19 protein-coding genes are annotated in these 25,445 nt (G+C 46.9%); 7 read left to right on the top strand and 12 right to left on the bottom strand.

What is annotated here, in order from left to right:
* Window positions 1-172: 172 nt before the first annotated feature.
* From MJO46_RS04195 to MJO46_RS04185, 3 genes are all read right to left on the bottom strand, one after another.
* The gene (locus MJO46_RS04195; RefSeq protein WP_253988249.1) at window positions 173-2,896 is read right to left on the bottom strand and encodes an SO2930 family diheme c-type cytochrome; all 2,724 of its coding nucleotides are present in this window, start codon (window positions 2,894-2,896) and stop codon (window positions 173-175) included.
* Between the two features lie 175 nt (window positions 2,897-3,071).
* A complete protein-coding gene (locus tag MJO46_RS04190; RefSeq protein WP_253988248.1) occupies window positions 3,072-4,139 on the bottom strand; it encodes a DUF3083 family protein in 1,068 nt (355 codons plus the stop codon).
* Between the two features lie 144 nt (window positions 4,140-4,283).
* On the bottom strand, window positions 4,284-4,883 hold the full coding sequence (locus tag MJO46_RS04185) for an arylesterase (protein WP_253988247.1): 600 nt from the start codon (window positions 4,881-4,883) through the stop codon (window positions 4,284-4,286).
* Between the two features lie 52 nt (window positions 4,884-4,935).
* Between MJO46_RS04185 and MJO46_RS04180 the strand changes: the two genes are divergently transcribed.
* The 3 genes from MJO46_RS04180 to lepB are packed head-to-tail and all read left to right on the top strand — an operon-like array spanning window position 4,936 to window position 8,927.
* Complete coding sequence (locus MJO46_RS04180) at window positions 4,936-5,676, top strand: ABC transporter ATP-binding protein (RefSeq protein WP_253988246.1); 741 nt, start codon at window positions 4,936-4,938, stop codon at window positions 5,674-5,676.
* A 2-nt stretch (window positions 5,677-5,678) separates the two neighbouring features.
* Window positions 5,679-8,207 carry an ABC transporter permease gene (locus MJO46_RS04175; protein ID WP_253988245.1) on the top strand — a complete coding sequence of 843 codons (2,529 nt, stop codon included), beginning with the start codon at window positions 5,679-5,681 and terminating at the stop codon, window positions 8,205-8,207.
* Window positions 8,208-8,264: 57 nt separating this feature from the next.
* Window positions 8,265-8,927 (top strand): signal peptidase I, encoded by a 663-nt coding sequence (lepB, locus tag MJO46_RS04170; protein ID WP_253988244.1) that lies wholly within the window; start codon window positions 8,265-8,267, stop codon window positions 8,925-8,927.
* Window positions 8,928-8,995: 68 nt separating this feature from the next.
* Here lepB and gltS read toward each other — a convergent pair whose 3' ends face one another.
* From gltS to folX, 3 genes are all read right to left on the bottom strand, one after another.
* Complete coding sequence (gene gltS / locus MJO46_RS04165) at window positions 8,996-10,219, bottom strand: sodium/glutamate symporter (RefSeq protein ID WP_253988243.1); 1,224 nt, start codon at window positions 10,217-10,219, stop codon at window positions 8,996-8,998.
* Window positions 10,220-10,763: 544 nt separating this feature from the next.
* On the bottom strand, window positions 10,764-11,657 hold the full coding sequence (locus MJO46_RS04160; RefSeq protein ID WP_253988242.1) for a TIGR01777 family oxidoreductase: 894 nt from the start codon (window positions 11,655-11,657) through the stop codon (window positions 10,764-10,766).
* A gap of 130 nt (window positions 11,658-11,787) precedes the next feature.
* Window positions 11,788-12,150, bottom strand: a complete 363-nt coding sequence (gene folX / locus MJO46_RS04155) for a dihydroneopterin triphosphate 2'-epimerase (protein WP_253988241.1) — start codon at window positions 12,148-12,150, stop codon at window positions 11,788-11,790.
* A gap of 99 nt (window positions 12,151-12,249) precedes the next feature.
* On the opposite strand from folX, the gene MJO46_RS04150 reads away from it, so the two are divergent.
* The gene (locus MJO46_RS04150) at window positions 12,250-13,356 is read left to right on the top strand and encodes an AI-2E family transporter (RefSeq protein WP_253988240.1); all 1,107 of its coding nucleotides are present in this window, start codon (window positions 12,250-12,252) and stop codon (window positions 13,354-13,356) included.
* A 6-nt stretch (window positions 13,357-13,362) separates the two neighbouring features.
* Window positions 13,363-14,274 (top strand): class I SAM-dependent methyltransferase, encoded by a 912-nt coding sequence (locus MJO46_RS04145; RefSeq protein WP_253988239.1) that lies wholly within the window; start codon window positions 13,363-13,365, stop codon window positions 14,272-14,274.
* Between the two features lie 149 nt (window positions 14,275-14,423).
* Here MJO46_RS04145 and MJO46_RS04140 read toward each other — a convergent pair whose 3' ends face one another.
* From MJO46_RS04140 to ackA, 4 genes are all read right to left on the bottom strand, one after another.
* Window positions 14,424-14,648: a hypothetical protein gene (locus tag MJO46_RS04140; protein ID WP_198780341.1), complete on the bottom strand. Its 225-nt coding sequence runs from the start codon at window positions 14,646-14,648 to the stop codon at window positions 14,424-14,426.
* Between the two features lie 600 nt (window positions 14,649-15,248).
* Window positions 15,249-15,683, bottom strand: a complete 435-nt coding sequence (locus tag MJO46_RS04135; protein ID WP_253988238.1) for a hypothetical protein — start codon at window positions 15,681-15,683, stop codon at window positions 15,249-15,251.
* Between the two features lie 479 nt (window positions 15,684-16,162).
* Window positions 16,163-18,316: a phosphate acetyltransferase gene (pta, locus tag MJO46_RS04130; RefSeq protein WP_198780339.1), complete on the bottom strand. Its 2,154-nt coding sequence runs from the start codon at window positions 18,314-18,316 to the stop codon at window positions 16,163-16,165.
* 122 nt (window positions 18,317-18,438) lie between these two features.
* Window positions 18,439-19,638: an acetate kinase gene (gene ackA / locus MJO46_RS04125; protein WP_253988237.1), complete on the bottom strand. Its 1,200-nt coding sequence runs from the start codon at window positions 19,636-19,638 to the stop codon at window positions 18,439-18,441.
* Window positions 19,639-19,778: 140 nt separating this feature from the next.
* On the opposite strand from ackA, the gene yfbV reads away from it, so the two are divergent.
* The gene (gene yfbV, locus MJO46_RS04120; protein WP_253988236.1) at window positions 19,779-20,222 is read left to right on the top strand and encodes a terminus macrodomain insulation protein YfbV; all 444 of its coding nucleotides are present in this window, start codon (window positions 19,779-19,781) and stop codon (window positions 20,220-20,222) included.
* A 15-nt stretch (window positions 20,223-20,237) separates the two neighbouring features.
* Here yfbV and pflA read toward each other — a convergent pair whose 3' ends face one another.
* Both pflA and pflB read right to left on the bottom strand, forming a co-directional pair.
* Window positions 20,238-20,978, bottom strand: a complete 741-nt coding sequence (gene pflA, locus MJO46_RS04115) for a pyruvate formate lyase 1-activating protein (protein ID WP_253988235.1) — start codon at window positions 20,976-20,978, stop codon at window positions 20,238-20,240.
* 63 nt (window positions 20,979-21,041) lie between these two features.
* Complete coding sequence (gene pflB, locus MJO46_RS04110) at window positions 21,042-23,324, bottom strand: formate C-acetyltransferase (RefSeq protein WP_253988234.1); 2,283 nt, start codon at window positions 23,322-23,324, stop codon at window positions 21,042-21,044.
* A gap of 1,011 nt (window positions 23,325-24,335) precedes the next feature.
* Between pflB and focA the strand changes: the two genes are divergently transcribed.
* A complete protein-coding gene (gene focA, locus MJO46_RS04105) occupies window positions 24,336-25,310 on the top strand; it encodes a formate transporter FocA (protein WP_253988233.1) in 975 nt (324 codons plus the stop codon).
* The last annotated feature ends 135 nt before the right edge of the window (window positions 25,311-25,445 follow it).

Raw genomic sequence — 25,445 nt, 5'->3', positions numbered from 1 at the left:
ATACCAAGCGGACAGGTCGAGCTTGTGTAGAGGTATTGTGGGAAGGATGGTTTAGGTTACAAACCATCCTTGAGGGTTACGAATTGGCCATGTCTCTCAATCACGAAGACTTGTGATCAAGAGACAGGGCATGGCCAGCCTTTTGATGGGGCGCTTTAAAGCGTGCTTTGGGTTAGTGGGAACAGCTCGCCGCAGGTAAGCGTTTGATCCATTCGCTTATCAGGGCTGCGCCTTCGCCATGGGCTAAACTGCGGCCAATTTCAGGCATACGGTCACCCGGTGTCGTACTTGCCATTCTAAAGTGCAGAATAGACTCGTCGGCATTGCCCGGGACGATATCGAACCCGAGATTGCCACCACCGTATGCGACGGGGGATTTACAGGTACCGTGGGAGAAACCCGCATCATCACTGTAGCTACGCCAGTATTCGAGTTTAAGGCCTGTATTTGAGGCATTACCTTCGGGTCTATGGCAGTGGGCGCAGTTGATGTCTAAGTAGCCTTTTGCGGTTTGCATTAGGGCGCTATCGCTAAGGTTTGCAAGCTTAGTTTCATCACCGTCTTGATAGGCGGGGATCTGTGGGACTTCACTAAGATTTGGTAGTCCCAGCAAGGCTCCTAGACTTTGCCACTTCAGCAACTGGTTCATCGCGCCATCTTGATAATTATAATCACGATTTAAATGGCGGGCCTTAGGACCTATGGGCATAAACACGGCGTTGGTGTTCTCATTGGCCTTATATTGATGACATTGCTTACATTGGTTCATGCTAGGCACGACATAGTTAAAGGCAAGATTTTCTCCTTTATGCATAAGTGTTTGGCTGCTGATCGCACCCGCTTTGGCTAGGGTGGCATTGGTCTTATCGGCATTCCATACATAGGGCAATGCAGTCCATCCTGTTGGACGGTGGATAAGCAGGCGCGTTTCAATCAAGCTTTCGTTGCTAATGCCACGTTTACTGGTGTCACTTGGCAGGGCAAAGGTCTTGGCTATCACAGTGCCGACGGGGAAATCGAAGGACTCGTTTGCAGAGTAGGTGGCTTTTTGACCTGCGGGTAGGTACACAAAACGGTACTTACTGGCGTAGTCGGTGAAGAGTGGTGTGTTTAAATCATAGGGTATGCCATTGGAGTTGGGCGCCGCCGTGGGATTTTTAGCATCGCTAAAGAGATTATAATCCGACAACTTAGGGCAATTTGCCTTGAGTAGGGCATCCCAACTGACATTCGACCCAGTGGCTTGGCAGAGCGATTGATCGCCGTCGCCCACTAAGCCGCCTTCACCTTCACCGATAGTACCGCCACCGCCAACGAGTACACCGCCATCACAACCTTCGGTGTTATCATCGACACCGCAACCGAAGACTTGGCCTGCAAATGTTACCGTATGCACGGGCAGACTCACCTGTGAACACTTGAGTAAGTTACTTTGAGTCTTTTCATATTGCACATCGGCGATGCTGATATCCGTGTTGCTGTTTGCATAGAGCCTGCCGTAGGACACATCACCGTTATCACTGGCGCAGACATTGTCGCTACCATCGTCGGCAAAGGGCGTTTCCTTTAAGCCTAAATAGGCGGCGGTGCCATTGTTGGCCAGCATTTCCCCTAAACCGTCATAGAGTACGCCGGGCAACGTGCCGTGGGTCAGAATATATGCGCGAATAATGTCTTGAATTAAATAACCTTTTGGCTTGCTGCCATAATCAGTGATCAGGTTATCATGGAGATAAATATTACGCGGCACTGGGCGCCAACCGTCCTCAATTGCTTGGCCGGGTTGACCATAGTTACCAACAAAGGAGGTCATGTCAGGTTCTGCAATAAAGAAGCTGCTGACGGTCACGCCTAGGGTATCGTGGTGGGTGATTTCATTATTGAAAATTTCCACATCGGCGGTGGAAAGGACGATAACCCCAGTGCCCGGTGGCACAATATGCACTCCCGCAGGGTTTGCCGAGGCATTGGCAAAGTTGGGCGTATTATTGTCATACACTTTGTTATTGAATATCCGCACACTTGAGCCATATCTATGGTTATTAATGGGTAAATCAAAAATTAATATCCCCCCAGTGTTCCCCATGGCTTCGTTATCATACACATCGGCGTATTTGGAGTTCTCAATCTCGATCCCTGCAACGTTCTCCTTGGCGATATTGCGGCGTACCACAATATATTGGGATTGCCCGACGTAAATCCCCGCATCGGCACTGCCACGAACATAGCTATCTTCGATAAGAATATTTTCGCACTCAACCGGGTACAGACCATAGGCACCATTATCTTTATCGAGCGGCCCCTCCCAGACAGTACCGACTCGACGCAAAATAATGCCATTAGTGTTTTTAAGCTTAATACCGTTGTTTTTGGCTTCGTTGACCGACAGATCTTGAATGATGATATTCATCGCATTTTGCACGAAGATACCATCGCCCGAATTGGCTTGGGAGAAATTGAGCACAGTGTCTTTCATGCCATAACCCATGATGGTGACGTTTTTGGCGAAAGTGCCATCACCGTCTACATCCCCATCGAAGAGTAAGGTTGAGTCGATATTGAAGGTGCCCTTAGGTAACACTATCACGGCGCCACTTTGGGCATTGATCAGGGCTTCTTGAATGCGGGTAGTGAGGTTATCACCCGCCGCAATCTTAATGGCGCCTTCGGGGAAGGTCGGTCCCGTTTCTGGTGGTATCACCACTGGAGGGGTCACAGAGGGTGCTGACTCGTCATCGGAAAGACACCCGCTGAGATTAAAGGCCATCAGTAGGGCTATCCCCGTAGGCATTAGCCATGAAGCCTTACTCGACACTTTTGTTTGCGCGGATGAACCATTTAGACTGGTCGCCTTAGGTCCCTTCACTTTATGTGGATTAATAGTATTGTTGAACATGATTGCTCCCTTTTTGTTATTATTTCGTTAACAGAATGCGCTAGGGGAAAAAAAAGGCAATGTGAAATATGGCCAAAATGGTGCGGCATGTGATAGGGAGAACAAGGTGTGGGGATTTTCAAAAAACAACAGGGCGCTTAATGCGCCCTGTTGCTTAGCGATAATCTGTGTTCAATCAGATTTGATAGCTGATATGTTGATGGAAACGTACGATTAAGTCTTCACGTTCGGGATCTAGCCCTATCTCAGTTGCAAAGGCTTTCAACGCAGTTTCGACATTATTCATAAAACGGCCGAAGCCTGAATCGTCACAGTCTTTCGTGCCCGCCACTATGGTAAAGTGGGCGGCCTCGACTAAGTTATCGGCATCCCAGCGGCGGATCACTTGCTGCTCGGTCGCATTTGGGTCGAAACCTATCATCTGTACTTCGGCTTTGCTGTCCAGTTTCTCAAACTTACTGTTACGCACCAGTGGCGTTAAGCCGTTAGCTATCATCGCAAGGCGTGTCAGTTGTCTATTAGCTGCCGCTTTGAGGAAGCAGTCTTCAAGATGCTGATATAACGGGGTAAAGTCAGTTGCCGATTCGGGCAATAATCCCTGCTTGAGCTTGCGACTCAGGGGCAAACTGACAGTCACATAGGTGAGTGAGCTGGTATTTTCCGGTAACTCACATTTTCTGGCCTTATACCTTGGGCCTATGGCGCGCAGTTTATAGCCGTAGGTTTCTTTATTGCCCTTGGCTTTTGCGAACAGATCATAGGATAAATGCTGATGATCACGGATCTTCACCTTAAGATCCTTAATCGGTAGCTTAGGCATTAAGGCGTTGAGTAACTCCCGTACCTTAATATGAAAACTGGCGGAATTACTGCGGATATCTTCGCCAGTGGCGAGGAACACTATACGCAATTTACGGGCGCGGTAGTTTTCCTGGGAGAATAAATTTTGGGCTTCGTGATAGGCTGGATTGTAAAAAAATAGAATTTGTTCAGTGGTTTGGAAGCAATAGGCTTCAGTATGGTAACGGACAACGGGCAGTTTATCGTTAGTGATCACGTGGACATTACGCAGATCGTGTTGTTCTGCCAAATTGAATATCAAACGGCTTAAGGCTTGATAACAGCTTTGATAATCGGGATATTGACTCAGTAACTCATCTGTCACCTTGATTTCGGCGGTGATGTATTGGTTGGTACGGGCTTCCTTGGGTATGTACACTTTTTGCTGATGGCTAAGGGACATATTGACTCCTTGTTGGGTTAACCATTTGCTAACATGAATTTTACTGTTTATCTATAGGGTTAATCTTGCGTTAGAACACGTTTTTATTCGTTGAGCATGAGTTTAGCTAAGCAAACTGTTCGTTAGCTTAAAATTTCATCTATTTTATTGAGTTAACGCTTTTTCAATCCAAGGTTGCATCCAGTTGGCGATTTTTGCCTGGGCTTTTTCGTTGGGATGAATGCCATCGCGCTGCATCAGCTCTGGATAGGGCGCGATATCCTGCATAAAGAAGGGGATCAACATTATATCCTGTGCTTTAGAGATGTCTTGATACACTTGGGTGAACTTTTGGGTATAGCGAGGGCCATAGTTAGGCGGTACCATGATTTCGGTTAGCAGCACTTTGGCGCCGCTATCCTTGGCTAGGGTAATTATTTGGATTAGATTCTTCTCAAGTTGCGTTGGGGGGAAGCCACGTAAACCATCATTACCGCCTAGCTCAACGACCACAAGGTCGGGGGCGACGGAGTCGAGCAGCGCAGGCAAGCGCCGTAAACCGCCTGCTGTGGTTTCACCGCTCACTGAACCGTTAGTAAATTCATGTTCGGGCAGTTTTTCTTGCAGCAGTGCTACCCAGCCAGACTGTTCTGCTATGCCATAGCTTGCGCCTAAGCTATCACCGAGGATCAGCACCCGGGCCGCGTGGGCCGGGGTGGCGACAAATACACTCAAGAGGGCGAAGGCCAAAATGTGCTTAGCCATTGATTTAACTCTTTGCGATTGATACCAGAACGATTTATACAAGAAGGATCCTATGTCTAACGTCATCTTAAAAAACAGTGCCATCAATGTGGTTAACCTCGAAAAATCAGTGATCACTCAGGAAGGAGCTCTCACTATCCTCAAGGGCATTAACTTAGATGTCAAGCAAGGTGAGAGTGTCGCCATTCTCGGTCCCTCGGGTTCGGGTAAATCTACCTTATTGGGATTGCTGGCGGCGCTTGATACACCAACATCGGGGGAGATTTGGCTCGATTGTGTGGCGTTATCACCGCTTAATGAAGAGCAAAAAGCCGCGCTGCGTAAACAGAAGGTCAGCTTTATTTTTCAATCCTTTATGTTGGTAGATACCCTAACGGCACTCGAGAACGTAATGTTACCCGCCGAGCTTGCTGGCGTAAAAAATGCCAAGGAAAAAGCGCAGGCTATGCTGGAGCGGGTCGGCTTATCCCACCGTTTAACCCATTTACCTAAGCAACTTTCGGGCGGCGAGCAGCAAAGGGTGGCGATTGCCCGCGCCTTTATCTGTGAGCCTAAGGTGCTGTTTGCCGATGAACCTACGGGTAATTTAGATGGGGTTAACGGCCATAAAATTGCCGATATGTTGTTTGAACTCAATCAGGAAAGCCATACCACACTTATCCTTGTCACCCACGATCTGCAATTGGCTAAGCGTTGTCAGCGGCAACTGGTGATGGATAACGGCCATCTCCAGGAAGAGAGCATTCAGTCTTCATTTGATACTACACCCTTAGCTAATGCCAAGGAGGCTTAATTATGGAGTTAAGTTTGGCATGGCGCCTGTTTAAGCGCGAGTTACAGCAAGGGCAATTATTATTGATTATCCTCGCTATTACGCTCGCGGTGTTGTCAGTGAGTGGGCTTGCGCGGGTGAGTGAACGTCTGCAAGTGGCTATTAATGGGCAAGCGACCCAATTTATCGCCGCCGATAGGATTATCGATTCACCGGTTAAAATTGATGCGGCAATTTTAGCCACTGCCGAAAGTCTCGGGCTTAAGCATGTGACTAACATGCAATTTAATTCTATGGTGTATTCGGGAGATAAGTTTCAATTAGTCACAGTGCGTGCGGTTGAAGCGGGTTACCCACTCAAGGGAGACATTGAACTCACCAGCGGTAAAACCCAGGGGCTACCCCAAGCGGATGAGATCTGGTTTGAGACGCGCCTAGGTGGACTCTTAGGTTATCCCAAATCCATCGAGCTAGGTAACAGTGAATTTGTGCTCAGTAATGAGATCAGCCGTTTACCCGATGCGGGTTTTAATCCCTTCGCCTCGTCACCCGTGGTCTTGATGCGGATAGAGGATGTGGCCAAAACTGGGGTGATCCAGCCGGGCAGCCGGGTAACCTATCTGTATCAATTTACGGGGGATGAAGCCTCGCTTACGGCCTTTGAGCAAAGTGTTAAACCGCTATTAAATAGCTCCCAGCGCTGGGTCGATGTGCAATCCGGTGACTCGCCCATCGCGGGTGCGGTTAAGCGAGCGGAGCGATTTTTGCTGCTCGCAAGTTTACTTGGTATAGCGCTAGCCTGCGCTGCAATCGGGATTGCCGCCCAACGTTATTGCCAGCGTCATTACGATGTGGTGGCCATGCTGAAAACCTTTGGCGCCTCGGCAAAGCAAATTCGGCTATTGTTTGGGATGCATTTGCTGTTGGTGACCTTACTCGGCATTGGTTTGGGCCTGCTGGGCGGTGCACTGCTCGATTTTAGTATTAGTCATCTTCTACCCGCTGAAATTGCCGCCTATTCACCGCCGCTCACTCGACCATTGCTGCTTGGTATTGGTACCGGGCTTATCAGCGCCTTTATGTTTTCGGCCTATCCATTGTTGCGATTATTGGCGATCCCACCGCTACGGGTGTTGCAGCGTCAGTTGGAAGGGTTACAGCTTGGCATGTGGCTGCATTTCTTACTGAGCTTAGGGGCAATGACGCTGCTGGGGTATTTGTATTCCCAAAGCTGGCCTTTGACCCTGACTGTCGTCAGTGCGGTATTGCTGCTCGGTGCGCTGTTAAGTGTGCTTGGGTTTGTGATGATACGCCTAGGTCACAGTGTCGGCATGAAAACCACCAACCCCTTGCAATTGGCACTGGCGGGGCTTAGGCGTCGTGCCCGGCAAAATGCGGTGCAATTGGTTGGCTTTAGCGCCGCCTTGGTATTGCTATTAACTATCCTCGCCCTAAGGCAGGATTTGCTTAATGAGTGGCAGAAACAGCTGCCCGAAAATGCGCCTAATTACTTCCTTGTTAATATCGCACCAGACGATGCTAAGCCCTTGAATGATTTTATGACGGCTAAGGGCATAGCAGCGACGGACATTTATCCTGTGATCCGCGGCCGTTTAACTCAAATTAACGGTGAAACACTGATCTCAAATGAGCAGGCTGAGGCGGGCGAGCAGGGCAGAGTGGGCATTTCAAGGGAGCTTAATCTGACTTGGCGCAAAACCCTGCCCGCGAATAATGAGCTACTGGAAGGTCACTTTAATCAAGCCGCCGATGAAGTGTCGGTGGAGTCCGGCGTGGCGGAACGTTTAGGTATTGGTCTTGGCGATAAGCTGACTTATATGATTGATAATCAGGAGCTCACGGTTAAAGTTGCCAGTATTCGCGCCGTGCACTGGGAAACGCTGCAGCCAAATTTCTTTATGATTTTTACCGAGGAGGCCTTAGCGCCCTTTGCTTATACCTCGATGGCGAGTTTCTATCTGAATGATCAGCAAGCTACGAATGACCTGTCAACAAATGGCCAAGCAACAAACGGTCAAACGATGAGTGCAGATGGCACGCCTAAGGATGCGGTGATCCTAGCGCTTATTCAGCAATTTCCGACCATTTCTATCATAGATGTTGGTGCTATGGTGGGCCAGCTTAGACAGATCATCGAGCAAGTGTCATTGTCACTGACCTTAGTACTGGTGCTGGTATTATTCGCCAGTGCCTTAGTTTTGATTGCCCAGACTGAGGCTGGTATGGCGACTCGGCAACGGGAATTAGCTGTGCTGCGCACCTTCGGCGCTTCGGGATGGCTATTGCGCAGTGCAACGGGGTTAGAGTTCGCTTTACTGGGCGCAATTGCGGGTGTGTTAGCCGTGATAGTTGCCGAATTTGCGCTCTATCTACTTAAGACCCAAGTATTTGAACTTAATGTGTATATGCACTGGCCTTGGTGGGGGATCGCCCCTGTTTCAGGCGCCTTGCTGGTGGCCTTACTCGGCGTATGGCGTTGCCGCCAATTGCTCAATCAATCGTGCTCTGAGCTTTTAAAGGTGGGCAATTAGTTAAAGGTGGGCAGCCAGTGCTTGATTGCACTGGCGAACAATTATTGAGGGAAAACTATGTTCAAAGGAATAACAACATTGCTTAAGGATAACCGCTCCTTTTTGCTGTTTATTGGCTTAATGTTAGTGTTTAGAAGCGCCGTGGCCGATTGGAATACAGTACCAACGGGCTCTATGCTGCCGACTATCGTCGAGGGTGATCGTATTTGGGTGAATAAGATGGCCTACGATCTTAGGCTGCCCTTTACCCATATCGCCCTAGTGAAACTGGCGGATCCCGCACGCGGAGATATAGTGGTGTTTGACTCGAAAAAGGCCGATAAAAAACTGATTAAGCGGGTGATCGCCTTGCCGGGAGATACTGTGATGATGCGGGATAATCGTTTGTATTTAAATGGTGAGCCTTTGGATTATCGCTCCCAAGCCCTGAGTGCCTATGCTCCGGCGGACGTCATTGAAATGCAGGAGGATTTACTCGGTATGGCCCACAGTATTAGGCTTAATGCAGTCCCCTCAAGCCTTGCTAATTTTGGGCCTGTCACTGTGCCGGACGCACATTATCTGGCCTTAGGGGATAATCGAGATAATAGCGCCGACTCTCGGGTTATCGGTTTTGTCCCCCGGGGTGAGATAGTCGGCCGTTCAAGTTCCGTCATTTTCTCCCTCGATTATGACGACCACTACTTACCTCGAGCCGAACGCTTAATGCGCGCGTTCTAGCCTGAGTTATTTTCAGTTATGAAAAGGGCGCCGCAATGGGCGCCCCTTTTATGGCCAATGATAAATGGCTACTTCATAAAGCTAAGATAACCCTGCAAGACTATCAAGTTAACTATGTCGATAAAGAAGGCCCCGACGATCGGCACCACCATAAAGGCTTGGGGCGAAGGCCCTGTACGAGATACCAGCGCTCCCATATTCATCACCGCCGTTGGCGTTGCGCCCATACCAAAGCCGCAGTGGCCGCCAGTGATCACCGCCGCATCGTAATTACTGCCCATCACTCTAAATGTCACGTAATAGGCAAAAACCGCCAACACTGCTGTTTGTACCAATAAGATCACGAGTAGTGGGATAGCTAAGTCAAAAATTTCCCATAATTTTAGGTTCATCAATGCCATGGAGAGGAAGAGTGACAGTGCGACAGTGCCTATCACATCGATACTCTCGGTATGGGGTTTATAGCCTCGGGTGAGCTCGGTAATATTGGCTATGAGTACGCCTAAAAATAGGGCATAGACAAAGTCCGGCATTTTTAACCAAGCAATACCCGATAGCCCTACAAGTACCGTGATCCATTTGGCACCAGCAACACACAAGAGCAGCACAAAAAGGGTTTCTAATACGGTTTTAGCCGTGACCTGATCTTCTTCTAACTGGTCGTAGGTGATCAATTGGGGATGCTCAGTATGGTGTTTGCGGCCAATACCATACTGCGACACAAGATGGTGTTTTCCGATCAGGCGCTGCGCGACAGGCCCGCCTATAATGCCGCCCATCACTAGGCCAAAGGTTGCGGCTGCCATCGCAAATTCGAGGGTGTTAATACCATAGTTTTCGGCAAAGGTTTGTGACCAAGCCACGCCCGTACCATGGCCGCCAGAGAGGGTGATTGAACCCGCAATGAGCCCCATAATAGGATCTAAGCCTAATAGACTCGCTAGGCTGACTCCAACGGCATTTTGGATAACGATGTAAAACGAGGCGACACCGAGGAAGATAAACACTTTCTTACCGCCACTGAGCAAAAGCTTATAGTTAGCGGATAATCCTATTGTGCTGAAAAACATCAACATTAAGATGTTTTGCAGCGATAGGCTGAAGCTGAGGCTGATATCTTGAATGTGAAGGAAGGCAACCGCGGCGGCGATAACGAGTCCCCCAACTATGGGCTCGGGAATATTATATTGTCTAAAGACACGTACATGGCGGTTGATAGAGTGGCCGATAAACAGCACGAAAATAGCAATCAAGAACGACTCTAGCTCGCCAATGGTATAAGTGGTGTGCATGATAATTCCTTACAAACTGTCTTATGTGGGAATACCTCAGCGCTAACGAAAGCAGAGGGTGACCCATCTTGTTATTAAGTACCTGCTAATGCTGGATGTTAAGCGCCGATATTGAGGACAAGCCCCAGTCAATCCTAATGCAGGATGAATAAGCGCGAATATGAACCGTAGTGGGTTAACAGATCCGTATCGTTAACGAGATAGCTCGTATTTGGGGATCATTCTGGCGATCTCGTGGCCAGTTTGAGTCTTGCTCTGGCCAATATCAGTCGTTCGTATGAAGGCTCGATATGACCACTTTGGTAAGCAAGTTGCGGTGAGTTTAACAGAAAATGTCGCATTAGTCGTTAAATTATCTTATAAATCATGTTGTTGCGATAATGTTTTTCGACTGTTATTTAAAGTATTGCATCTACAGTTTGGGTGGAAGAGCCAATGTGAAGGGGCGATTAGCCCTATTTATGCCTTATTTTTTAAGTTATTAGTTTAAGTATCCCTTAGCGGATAGTGACGTTGATCGCCAAGGGGCCGCTATTTAGTTTACTTAATTTGTAACAATACTCGTTAATGCCGCTTCAAGTTCGCTGTATTTGAATATATAACCCGCTTCGAGTGCCCGTTTAGGGATAACAAATTGGCCCTCGGTAAGGAGCTCTGACATTTCCCCCATCGCGAGTCGCAGCGCCAGTGGTGGGGTTGTGAGCAGGGCTGGGCGGTTAAGTACTTTACCTAAGGTCTTGGCAAATTCACCATTGCTCACGGGATTGGGCGCTGTCGCATTGAATATCCCTTGGCAATTTTCCTGGTTGAGTAAAAAGTCGATAAGTGCAATAACATCATCAATATGTATCCAGCTCATCCCTTGGCGACCATGCCCAATGGGGCCTCCGAGGCCGAGTTTGAAGGGGGGCAGCATTTTAGCAAGTGCGCCACCTTGGCCAAGCACGATTCCAATCCGGATGATACAGACGCGGGTTTTATCCGATGCGGCGTCCTGGGCTAACTGTTCCCATGTGCTGCAAATCTCATGGCTGAACTCGATGTGGGGCAGGCTAGCTTCATCTAAACGTTGCTCACCTTGGCGACCATAAAAACCAATGGCTGAGCCACTCACCATCACCTTAGGCGGGTTTGTGCTTTGTTTTATCAGTTGACTCAGTCTTGCGGTGATATTCCAGCGACTGGCGCAAATCACTTGTTTTTGACGTTTGCTCCAGCGCTTAGCAACGATAGGTTCGCCCGCTAAGTTCACTACGGCATCGAAGTGATTTAAATCGTCAATATCATTGAGGCTGGTAAGGTATTGGTGGTTAGCGCCCAGTGATTGTCGAGTCGTGGCGGGATGGCGTGACAGTATGGTTAATTGGTGTTCGCCAGCCAACAGGTTTACTAGTTGGCTGCCAATAAAGCCGCTTGCGCCAGTGATCAGTATATTCATGGAACCTCTCTTATCGGTTTAGCTCTGTGATATACCCAAGCTACTTGAATCCTGCATCTTCAGGTTGTTTGGGTATATATACCGGAATACAGCGTGTAGCGATCACTGAGTCTGGGTATTTTTCGTGGAATTATTTTTGATAACACAACTCCATAGAGACTGAATCGGCAAAGCGTAGTGCATGGGGTTTATCGATTTCGACACTGGCAAACTCCACCCAAGGGTGTTCACTGGCGATGGCCAGCGTTTGGCTGGTGAGGTTTTCGAGTAATGAAAAACGGTTGTTCTCAATTAACGCTATAATTTTTTTGGTAATAGTACGGTAATTGAGCGCATCTTCAACATTATCACTGTTACGGGCATGTTCGGCACAATAATGGATGATGACATTGACTATCACATCCTGCCTATTTTGAATTTCATCTTCTTTGATACCGATAAAAGTGCGAAGTCTTAAGTTTTTAATGCGTATAATCGCGGTTTCTGGTTTCATAATGATAGGTTGCTATTTAAGTCTTAGGTGCATGAGATAATCATTTTTTCTCGCGCTAGCCTAACAATTTTATCTAAGATCAAGAAGGATTTTTAATAAATGACGCGAGCTAATGCGCCCTCTGCAGCCTATCGCGGTTTTGCGGTGATGGCTTTTGTAGTGATTATTTTGGCCGGGATAAAGGCCGCGAGTCCAATTGTCGTACCCTTTGTGCTATCGAGTTTTATTGCGGTGATCTGTAATCCTGCCATTGGCCAAATGACCAAATATCGGGTGCCTAAATGGTTAGCCGTGATCCTGCTGATGTGCTTTATTGTGTTGATGGGGCTGTGGTTAGCTTCCCTTGTGGGCAGTTCAATCAATGAGTTTTCCAAGCAATTACCTTACTATCGCGTGCAGTTAGTCGAGCAATTTGCCTGGATATTAAGTAAGTTACATGCCTTAAATATCCAGATATCTAAGGATCAGTTTTTAGCCTATTTCGACCCTGGCATGGCTCTATCTATGACCACCAATATGCTCTCTGGTGTGGGCAATGTGATGGCCAACTTATTCCTGATCATTCTCACCATAGTCTTTATGTTGTTCGAAGCTCAGTCGTTACCGAAAAAACTGCATTTGGCATTGGACGATCCCGACATGCGTTTGCAGCAGATTGACCGCTTCTTGCAGTCGGTGAATCAATATATGGTGATTAAGACCTTAGTCAGTCTAGCGACGGGCTTGATTGTCGGCGTTGGGCTTGCGGTTATCGGGGTGGATTACGCGCTGCTATGGGCTGTTATTGCCTTTTTATTCAACTATATCCCTAACATAGGTTCAATTATTGCGGCTATTCCTGCCGTTTTGTTGGCCTTTGTCCAATTGGGCCCTGCGGCGGCGGGGGGCACAGCCCTTTTGTATCTGGGGGCCAATATGGTGATGGGCAATGTGGTTGAACCCAAATTTATGGGCCGTGGCCTAGGGCTTTCCACATTAGTAGTCTTTCTATCGTTAATTTTTTGGGGTTGGCTACTTGGATCTGTGGGTATGTTGCTTTCAGTGCCATTGACTATGGTGGTCAAAATTGCCCTGGAATCGAGTAAGAGTGGTGGCTGGTTAGCCATCCTATTATCGGATGATGTGGATGATAAGCTCGTGCTTAACCCTGATACAGCCAATTCGGTTGGCGAAAGCGCCGACACCCATTCAACAGAGATTAAGTAGTAGATAATGCAAAGTTTTATACAAGCACTGGCGTCAATTGAGCTAGGTGAAGATGCAGCGCGGCTATTCCATGGTCGCGGTGGACATTATGTCGGCAGTGAACATTTGTGTTTGGATTGGTTTGCACCAGTATTGTTATTAACCAGTTTTACTCCACTGGAAGAGGCGGATTTATCGGTTTGCCATCAAGCCATTGCAGCGCGTTGGCAAGCGCTGCATCCATCAACCCCGTTAAACCTTGTGTATCAGTACCGCAGTGCCGGCGAAACATTTTGCCAATTGCTGGCGGGTGAAGTGCCCGAACCCCATGTGGTGAGTGAGAATGGCGCCCGTTTCCAAGTGCATTTGATGCGTGGCCAGAATCACGGATTATTCCTCGACATGGCTAATGGTCGCCAATGGGTGAGGGAGAATGCGCGCCATAAAAAAGTGCTGAATCTATTTGCCTATACCTGTGGTTTTTCCGTTGCGGCGCTACAAGGTGGTGCCGATGAAGTGGTTAATATGGATATGAGCAAAGGGGCGCTGGCGATCGGTAAGCAAAACCATTTGCTCAACGGTTTCAGTGCTGGAGCACGTTTTCTGGGCCACGATATCTTTAAGTCATGGGGAAAGCTGAAAAAACTCGGCCCCTATGGGATTATCGTTGCCGATCCTCCTAGTAATCAGAAGGGCAGTTTTGTGGCGACTAAGGATTATGTGCGTCTTATTCGTCGGTTACCCGAGTTACTTGCCGATAATGGTGAAGTGCTGCTTTGCTTAAATGCCCCTGAACTCGATACTCATTTCCTGCGCCAGCAGGTCGAAGAGGCCGCTCCAGCCCTAGAATATATCGAAAGACTGGCCAATCCCGCTGCATTTATTGATGTGTCCGAGGAGAAATCACTGAAAGTGTTACGCTATCGATTAAAGGGATAATGTGATTGAACACGGCTTAATGCTGCTAAACCTAAAGGCCAGTCTCACTGGCCTTTGTTATAAGTGACACAAGATGGGGCTTGTCAAGTCAGTCACTTAGGCAAGTATTCACTTAGTACTGATGCTTTTAGTACTAATTCTTTTAGTGCTTAGTAGCTTAGCCGCTCCGACAACAGTGACTGGCCAAAGGTTTCAATCACTTGACTCACCTGATTTTGGTCTAGATGTTTTAGTGCTGAAATTTCATCATAAAGCCTATCCTGAACATCCAATGGGATATTCATATGCTCCATAAACATACGGATCCCTAATACATCACCGTGGCTAAATAATGTCGTTAGCTTAGTGGCTTCAAGTTCAATGAGAGCGTTCATATCGGCCTCCTACTCGCATCATTATTTAATTGATAGCAGCTAGCGCACGTTTTCCCAAGATTCTTTATTTGTAAGCCAGCGCTGTTAATAGCGTAAATGTATATTGAGTGAGGAATGGGCTGAAAGACTTTCATTATTCAATCCTTAATCTTGACTTTAAATGCCAAATTAGAGTGTTTTCATCTTCTTTTATAAAACGGAACTGAAAGTTTTCTGTAATTCCGTATTGAGCTTTGATATACTCGCGGCCACGGAAATTCCCTTTCCTCATGGGCAAAATGTCAGCATAGAACGGCATGCCTTTGCGACCTTACAAAATCGAGCAGGAGTTGTTATGGAAGTTCATGAATACGAAAACGCTTACTACCAAGTAAAAGACGATGTACTGACGTCTTTACCTGCTGAAAGTGAAGAAGAAGTGATCCAAGCTTAATTTGAATATTAGCTTGACGGTAATTATGAGTCAGAAATAACAAAACAAGCATATTGAAATAGCAACCCTAGGGTTGCTATTTTTTTATCTGTTCTGGATTAGCCCTTTGAATGTGCGGGGTATGACAAACAGGGCTAATTTGCCCTCTTGACCCACGAGGGTAGGCCTTAGCCATTGACTTTGCGTTTTTCGGGCATGATCTCAACAATAATCCACTGATTGCCAATTTTATGTAGGCGAATCGATCTGTCGTCTATCCAAGGCTGACCACCTTTAAGCCCCTTCATTTTAATCACGACAATAACGTCTTTAGTGAATTTACGGAAAAAGTCGATATCAATATCGTCAATCTCCATCTCGACATTGGTCATAGAGAGGCTGAGCATATTACGCTGCACCGCAGCTGCAATATAGTAATGGGTGAGCACTTCTTTAAGTGGATCATTAACGTATTGCTTTGCTTTCTCGACATCACGATCGACATAAATCGCGCGAAAAAAACCAAGACTGACTTCTTCAGGGGTAAGTGTAGGCTTTTCCTTATCACTGGGATCGCCACAACTAAACAGAAATAGTAAACAGAGAAGGAATAGGGTTCGCATAGCGTTTAGTTATCGGAATTTGTTGTTAAGTATCGCGATTTTAGCGTCCATGTTCAAGTTTTGTAATAATTTAGCCGTGGATGAAAAATGGATTGACTTAAGGGAGAACACTGTGGCATATACTAAAGGATATGCTCAAAAGGTTATCCACAGAATCTGTGGAAAAGTATGTTGAAGACTTTAGTGATACTTTGTAAGTCACTGATATTGTCTTGCTTTACCTGCTGGTTAAAAAGTGACGCTTTTCTATTTTCTGCTAAAACTCCTATTTCCTTGTGGATATTTTCCTCGAATGACCAACTCTATTCACAATGCTTAATGCCATTTAACAGCGATTTGCTTCGTTAAAGGAGTGTTCCTTAGTTTTTCCTTCTGTCCTATTTGCGCCGTACGCTGCCAAGGTTTATTTAAAAAGCCCATACAAAAAAGCACCGACAGTTGTCGGTGCTTTTTAGGTTAATAAACGTTCAAATTATCTATTAGCCTTTAGTGGCATCATTTTGCGAAGCTTGGATTGCTGTTAATGCGATGGTGTAGACGATATCATCGACTAACGCGCCGCGGGATAAGTCATTCACAGGCTTACGCATTCCCTGCAGCATAGGGCCGATACTGATAAGGTCGGCGCTTCGCTGTACGGCTTTGTATGTGGTGTTACCAGTATTGAGATCTGGGAACACGAATACCGTTGCTTGACCCGCGACAGGGCTATTAGGCGCCTTAGAGCGGGCAACGTTTGGCATAACCGCCGCATCGTATTGCAATGGACCATCGATAATCAGATCTGGGCGTTTTTCCTTGGCGATGCGAGTCGCTTCACGGACTTTATCCACATCTGAACCCGTGCCAGAATTCCCCGTTGAGTAGCTGATCATCGCCACTCTTGGCTCGATACCAAAGGCTTTTGCAGACTCTGCCGATTGAATGGCAATATCAGCCAACTGCTCGGCATTGGGATCGGGGTTAATGGCACAGTCACCGTAAACTAACACTTGGTCTGGCATCAACATAAAGAAAATAGATGAAACTAAGCTTGAACCCGGTGCGGTTTTGATTAATTGTAGCGGTGGACGGATGGTGTTGGCGGTGGTGTTAACCGCGCCAGAGACAATGCCATCGACTTCATTTTGTGCCAGCATCATAGTGCCAAGCACCATGTTGTCTTCTAACTGTTCTTTGGCAACGACTTCGGTCAAACCTTTACTACGACGCAGATCTAACATAGGTTCCACGTAACGATCGCGCACTTCTTCAGGATCGATAATCACCACGCCTTCGCCAAGCACGACATCTTGCTGCGCCGCGATACGCAGGATTTCCTCTTTTTTACCTAAGAGTACGCAGCGCGCGATACCACGTTCAGCACAGATGGCAGCGGCTTTGATCGTACGTGGTTCATCACCTTCAGGCAGCACCACGGTTTTGTGGGCGGCGCGCGCCAGTTCGGTTAACTTGTAACGGAAGGCGGGTGGTGACAGGCGATGTTCCCGTGGTGAATTTTTGGTAACGCTTTCAATCCAAGTTTGGTCGATGTGGCTTGCCACATAATCTTGCACTAAATCGATGCGCACAGCGTCATCGACGGGCACTTCATGGTCGAAGCGTTGAATATTCAACGAGGTCTGCCAAGTGTTTGTATCAATTAAAAATACAGGTAGACCTGTCTCAAAGGCTTGCTCACAGAGCTTGAGGATTTCTGGCTCAGGCTCGTAGCTACCAGTAAGCAGCAGGGCCCCAATCTTTACGCCGTTCATGGCGGCGAGACAGGCAGATACGATCACATCCGAGCGGTCGCCCGAGGTCACCAGCAGGGAGTCCGTTTTAATATGGTTAACCATATTGGGGATACTGCGCGCGCAGAAGGTCACTTTACGTAGACGGCGAGTGTGCATTTCACCGGCATTTAGAATGCGTGCGCGTAAATGCTTGGCAAGATCTGAGGCTCGGGGCGCGACTAAATCGAGATTGTAGGGCACGCTGCCTAAGATCCGCAGTGGGCTCTTACCCGGAAGCTGGAACATACTGGCCGCATCGGAACGTTGAACACCATGGTGATCAAATACTTCCGATAAATCGGGGCGTGCGCGACCTTCATCGTCTACTGGCGCGCCAATTTTGTTGATCACTGCGCCAATTAGACGTTTGTTCTTTTTGCCACCCCAAGAGTTATAGGCGATTTCGAGGCGATTCATTAGGCCTGTTGGGGTGTCGCTACCCGGTGTGGCGATAAAGATCACATCCGCATCCATGGCTTTAGCGATGGCGTAGTTCACATCGTCGGCGAAGGGATGATTACGGGTTGGGACTAAACCTTCGACTATAAGGGTTTCAGTATTGCTGGCACATTCCGCAGTACGGGCAATGATTTGTTCCATCAAAACATCGGTTTGATCGGCACGAATTAAGGCTTCCGCATGGGCCATATCGAAGGGCTCTAACGGATTGACTGTGGGGGATTTGCTTAAAATGGTGGTCGAGCGTTCTGGACCATTATCATTCGGACGAAGTTGGGAAATAGGTTTAAAGAATTGTACTTTAACCCCATGACGCTCTAAGGCTCGCACCATCCCAAGGCTTAAGGAGGTCAGGCCAACACCTGTGCCTATGGGAATTAACATAATATTTCGGGACATAAAAACCTCTAAGTTCGATGGTTTTTGGCAGATCAATATCTGCGAAATTGCTTGTAAATGTATTAACTATAGGTCGCTAACAATAAAGCCGTTTGGGTGAGCAAACGGCTTAGGTCATCTTATTATTTAGTGATAAGTTGGATGGCGTCTTCGGCGATAACCCACTCTTCATTGGTTGGGATCACCATGGCCACTGTACTGTTATCCTGGGTGATGATGCCTTTTTTACCGAAACGAGCCGCTTTATTGCGCTCACTATCGACATGGAAATTAAAGATTTCCAGCATGTTGAGCACTTTTTCACGAATGAGTTCTGAGTTTTCACCAATGCCGCCAGTGAAGACGACTGCATCTAAACGGCCGAGCGGCACAGTGTAAGAGGCGATGTACTTAGCTAAGCGGTAGCAGAAGATTTCTAGAGCTAAGGTCGCGCCTTTATGGCCATCGGCATAACCTTCTTCGATGCCGCGGCAATCGTTAGTCAGTTCAGAAATACCCAGTAAACCACTTTGCTTGTTCATCAGGTTGTTCACTTCTTCTAGGGTGTAACCTAATTGATGCACTAAGTGGTAGATAATAGAGGGATCGATATCGCCGCAGCGCGTACCCATTACTAAGCCTTCGAGTGGTGTTAACCCCATTGAAGTATCGATACTTTTGCCGCCTTTTACCGCGGTGACAGAGGCGCCATTACCTAAATGGGCGCAGATCACATTGGTTTCGGCTAAGGGTTTGTTGAGCATTTTCGCAGCTTCACGGCTCACGAATAAATGGCTAGTGCCATGCATACCATAACGGCGGATCCCATGCTCACGGTATAACTTGTATGGCAGGGCATAAACGTAGGCGCGCTCCGGCATACTTTGGTGGAATGCGGTATCAAATACTGCCACTTGCGGAAGTTTAGGGAAAGAAGCAATCGCCGCGCGAATACCGATAAGATGAGCAGGATTATGCAGTGGCGCGAGGGATGAACACTCTTCAATGCCTTTAATGACATGCTCGTCGATAATCACTGAACGAGTGAACTTCTCACCGCCGTGCACGATACGATGACCAACGGCTTGAATTTGTGCAGCTAGCTCTGGCTGGCCTGCAAGAATTTTATTAACAATAAATTCAACGGCTTCACGGTGCGCGGTGAATGCACCTAGGGCTGCTTCATGCTTTTCGCCGTTAATTTTCCATTTAATGCGTGAATCTTCTAAGCCAAAACACTCGGCTAGGCCAGAGATCTGATCGTCACCTGTTTGCGCGTCAATGATGGCAAATTTGAGTGATGAGCTACCGCAATTAAGTACTAAAACCAGTTTATTAGACATGTGTAAACCTTTTGCCATTGTGTTTAATTTAACGATTCAAAAATCTCGGAATTCACTAGTATTTGCCGTCACAGTCTTGGGGCGAAGTGCCAGATTGTGCTATGGTAAAAGCAGTGTTCCATTGTAGTAGGTGTCTAAAATTGAGTATTAATATTCTCAAAACCTTAGGGGACGGTCGTCGTTATATGAAGACGTGGCCTATGGTTAGACAACTGGGTTTGTATTTTCCTGAGTATCGGGTAGTGCGCGCCACTCAGCTTGCCATTCTGGTGATGCCAGTGCTGGCGGTTTTTGCGAGTGTGAGCCAGTTATATCTTCACGGCTGGGCATTTTTGCCCCAAGCACTCACTATCGCGTTATTCTTTATTAGCCTGCCTATACAGGGTTTATTGTGGTTAGGTTGGCGTGCGCGCCATCCATTACCCTTATCGCTATTCGACTGGAGTAATCAGTTGAGTGCGAAATTGTCTTCCATGGGCATTCATTGCCATACCTTAGGTGCTAAAGCCTGTTACCTCGATATGGCGCTTATCTTAAAAATAGCCTTTGAACGCTTAGATGCCAGTTATTGGGAAGAACTCTAGTGATTGTTTGTGCCACTAATAAACTGCGTTTATCCCTTGCTGAGCAAAAACGGTTTTGATCTTTTCCATGGTCTCCCGGCTCGGTGGTGATACGCCGTCGAGTTGATAGGTTTCTCCCATGGCTTCCCATTTGTGTTTACCGAGCTCGTGGTAGGGCAGTAACTCTACCTTTTCAACGTTTTTCATGGGCTTGATAAACTCGGCTAGCTGTAACGCCGATGCTTCATCATCGGTAAATCCGCCCACCACCACATAACGTATCCATGTTGCTTGGTTGCGCTCTGCCAGATACTGCGCAAACTGCAGGGTTCTGTGATTACTGACCTTAGTTAACTCTATATGTTTGTCGTCATTCATTTGCTTGATATCGAGCAGGACTAAATCGGTATGGTCCAGTAACTCGTCGATGATGGGCGTGTACTTACGCACAAAACCATTGGTATCTAAGCAAGTATGAATGCCTTCTTTTTTGCAGGCTTTAAATAATTCGGCGACGAATTCGGCCTGTAAAATGGCTTCGCCACCACTGGCGGTGACGCCGCCATTACTGGCATCGAGAAAAGGTCGATAGCTGATGATTTGGCTCATTAACTCTTCGACCTGCACTTCTTTGCCACCATCAAGATCCCAAGTGTCACGGTTATGGCAATATTGGCAGCGCATTAAGCAGCCCTGCATAAAGGCGATAAACCGTATGCCTGGACCATCTACTGTGCCAAAGGATTCCACTGAGTGGATCCGACCGGTAACTGCCATTGTGACTCCTGTTTAAATAAGTGAGGCTGTAGCACATTGTACTACAGCCTTAACTAATTTAGCTTACAGACCTTTTGTGAATGTACGCGTGATCACATCTTGTTGCTGTTCTGGCGTCAGTGAGTTAAAACGCACTGCGTAGCCAGAAACACGGATGGTCAGTTGTGGATACTTGTCTGGGTTAACCACGGCATCCTCAAGCATTTCACGGTTCATCACGTTGACGTTCAAGTGTTGGCCACCTTCATGTCCTTCGTTATGGGCAAAATAACCGTCCATCAGTGCCGCTAAGTTAGTGCGACGACCATCTTCGTCTTTACCTAGAGCATTAGGTACGATAGAGAAAGTATAAGAGATACCGTCCTGTGCGTGGGCAAAAGGCAGTTTAGCCACTGAGGTTAACGAGGCGATTGCGCCTTTTTCATCACGGCCATGCATAGGGTTTGCACCCGGTGCAAATGGCGCACCTGAGCGGCGACCGTCTGGGGTGTTACCGGTTTTCTTACCATAAACCACGTTTGAGGTGATGGTCAGAATTGACTGCGTTGGGATCGCGTTGCGGTACATTTTACGGTCACGAATTTTCGCCATAAAACGTTCAACTAAGTCACAGGCGATATCGTCAACACGTGGGTCGTTGTTACCAAATTTTGGATAGTCACCGCTGATCTCAAAGTCAACGGCAATACCATTTTCATCACGCACAGGTTTAACTTGAGCGAACTTGATGGCTGACAGTGAGTCGGCTGCGATTGAAAGCCCCGCAATACCACAGGCCATAGTGCGACGCACGTCTCTGTCGTGCAGCGCCATGAGGGCCGCTTCGTAGGAGTACTTGTCGTGCATGTAGTGAATTGAGTTCAGTGCAGTGACATATTGAGTCGCTAACCAATCCATTAAACCGTCTAAGCGATTCATCACATCATCAAAGTTGAGCACTTCGTCTGTGATCATGTCTGCTTTAGGCGCGATTTGGATTTTCAGTTTTTCGTCTACGCCGCCGTTAATCGCATACAGCATGGTTTTCGCTAAGTTAGCGCGAGCACCGAAGAACTGCATGTGTTTACCCACAACCATTGGGCTCACGCAACAGGCGATTGCATAGTCGTCTGATTGGAAATCAGGACGCATTAAGTCATCGTTTTCGTATTGGATTGAGCTAGTGTCGATTGACACTTTTGCGCAATATTTTTTGAAACCGATTGGCAGTTTATCTGACCACAATACTGTGATGTTTGGCTCAGGGCTTGGGCCCATGGTGTAAAGGGTGTTCAAGAAACGGAAGCTTGATTTGGTCACTAGGGTGCGGCCATCTAAGCCCATACCGCCGATAGATTCGGTTGCCCAAATTGGATCGCCTGAGAATAATTCATCGTATTCAGGGGTACGTAGGAAGCGCACCATACGCAGTTTCATCACGAAATGGTCAATCATCTCCTGGGCTTGTTGCTCAGTTAAGGTGCCATTTTTCAGATCGCGTTCGATATAGATATCGAGGAATGAAGAGGTACGGCCTAAAGACATCGCCGCGCCGTTTTGGCTCTTCACTGCGGCTAAGTAACCGAAGTAAGTCCATTGGATCGCTTCTTGTGCAGTGGTCGCTGGGCGAGAAATATCGAAACCGTATTTAGCGGCCATTTTCTTCATCTGGCCTAATGCACGGTGCTGCTCGGCAATTTCTTCACGTAGTTGGATAACGTTAGATAAATCTTCACCCGCTTCGAACTGCGCCTGCAGTGAGCTAAATTGGGCAAATTTATCTTTCATCAGGTAATCGATACCGTAGAGAGCAACGCGGCGATAGTCACCAATAATACGACCACGGCCATAGGCATCGGGTAAACCGGTCAATACGCCTGATTTACGGCAAGCCATAATTTCTGGCGTGTAAACATCGAATACACCTTGGTTATGGGTTTTACGCAGTTCTGAATAGATGTATTTAACATCTTCATCCAGTACGCGATCGTAGGCGGCGCAGGAGCTTTCCACCATACGGATACCACCGTTTGGCAACATAGCGCGTTTGAGCGGCGCATCGGTTTGCAAACCAACGATAGTTTCTAATTCTTTATTGATGTAGCCAGCGTCATGGGAGGTGATGGTGGAAACCATCTTAGTATCGAAATCAACAGGAGCGTGGGTGCGGTTTTCCTGTTTAATGCCTTCCATTACCTTGTCCCACAATTTTGTGGTCGCTTCGGTGGCACCGGCTAGAAATGATTCGTCGCCTTCATAGGGAGCGTAGTTTTGTTGGATAAAGTCACGTACATTGACTTCAGATTTCCAATCACCTGGGGTAAAACCTTCCCATGCGTTGGCAAACAGTTCAGTTTTGTCGGTCATCGTACTAATACCTTTTGGTTGAGATAAAGGTCATTGGCGCTCATGGGGCAAACCATGTTGAGTATAGGCCAATCGCTAATTCCTGATTAAAGCTCCCTTCAAGATGGCGCCCTATGATGGGAACTGGAACTTGGGGATGTATATCACACCAAGTGTCTGTCTATTGATACCCGATAAGATGACAACTATTTCGTTTAACTTGGATTATCGGTATCGATAACTCTTTTTATAAATTGGTAAGACCAATTGTCCGTAAGCATATTAACATAGCTAGTACTGTCTCGCATCTTAAACGGGCTAGTTTGTGCTCGGTTAATCTTAAATTTGCTAGCGAGGTAGCATTTTTTTAGCACAATAAGGTTTAAAGCACGCTTTTATCGGCCTTAATCGGCTAACTGTAATGCCCTTTACAGCAGACTGTCGTGCTTTTAACTCAGGAAAGCCATCATCGTATCGAATGATTTTTATAGTACCTTATGTTTATGTGTTAAACGCCGCTCTTATCTTAGTTGCAGTCACGTTGTTTTTCTAAGTACCAAGTGGTAACGGCCAATAAGTGAACTATAGTGGTTTACTTGGTAGTGGAATGTTTTTTGAAGTGAGTTTTCTAATAACAACTTGGTACCAGTCAAAAAAGCTTCATATAAAAAGACAATATTTAACGACATGCCAAAACGTTACGAGGTTAAATCTGTTTCATCTTTTGGCAACGTTGAACGAAAAGACGGTATTGTAATGCACTTTAACTTCGTCAAGATTGGTCTTACCAATTGGCCATTTATGTTTGTAACTTCAAAATTTTTACATTTTCCCTGTGAATAACATCACGCTTTAGTTATCTCTGCATCACGGCTACGGATGTTTATATGTTACAAAGCGTGACTTTAGTGAATCATCATTTAAGCACATCATTATGTATATTTTGATTGGTTTGATCTGCGCTTTGGCGCTGTAGCAGGAGAGACCTATGTTGCAAGCTCGCGTTCGTTTATCTGGTTCAGGAGTTAAGTTATGAAAGACTCTCGCTCTAACGCCTCACAGGCGTCTGCGAATGGCCATGAGTCACTGCAGGTTTCTTCCCACTTTAGTTGTTATCATCAGGCTGAAATTTATGGTACAAGCAAAGTGGTTAAAGCGCCTTGGCAATCCTTTGGTTTAGCGGTGTTTGCAGGCGCATTTATTGCCTTAGCCTTTGTTTTTTATATAACCGTAACCACTGACGCAGGCGATGCGTCTTGGGGTTTAGTCCGCTTCGTTGGCGGGATAGCCTTTAGTTTAGGGTTAATTTTAGTGGTTGTTTGCGGTGGAGAACTGTTTACCAGTTCTGTGCTCAGTACCGTCGCTTGGGCACAAAAACAGGTCACTGGCGCTGAATTACTCAAATGTTGGTGCCGCGTGTATGCTGGCAATTTTGTCGGCGCTATGTTGATGGTTTGCTTGATCACTGCCGCAGGTATGTATGATCTCGATGGTGGTAACTGGGGATTAAATGCCCTTAAAGTGGCACAGCACAAACTGCACCATACTTGGGTTCAAGCCTTTAGTTTAGGCATTTTATGTAACATGTTGGTGTGTTTAGGTGTGTGGATGACCTTTGCCAGCCGTGATGTACTGACTAAATCGTTACTGTTAATTTTACCTGTGGCTATGTTCGTCAGTAGTGGCTTTGAACACAGTATCGCTAACTTATTTATGGTGCCTATGGGCATGATGATCCAATCTATCGCCAGCCCAGAGTTCTTCGCGTCTTTAGGGGTTACTCAAGCACAATTTGCCGATTTAACTGTGGCGAACTTTATATTCAATAATTTAATTCCTGTGACCTTAGGCAATATTGTCGGTGGCGGTGTGATTGTTGGTTTAGGTTACTGGTGGATTGAGAAGGGACAAATAGCCTTACCCGATCCGCAAAAAAACCATCAACCCCATTTTTTTACATCACCACTGCATACTGAAAAGGCGAAAAATAGCCAAGAGAGTAAATAACATCTGATTGCTACCTCGCTGAGATAATCTAGTGTTTTCACCATGCCCAGTTTCACTGGGCATGACTGTTTTAGTGGTGTGGTATTAAGTGACATTGTGCTTTTTATGCAGAGTGATTGTTTGAAAGCGATATGA

This window comes from Shewanella sp. KJ2020 (assembly GCF_024197625.1).
In the GTDB taxonomy this organism is placed as follows: Bacteria; Pseudomonadota; Gammaproteobacteria; order Enterobacterales; family Shewanellaceae; genus Shewanella.
This window is presented reverse-complemented; position numbering and strand designations above follow the sequence as displayed.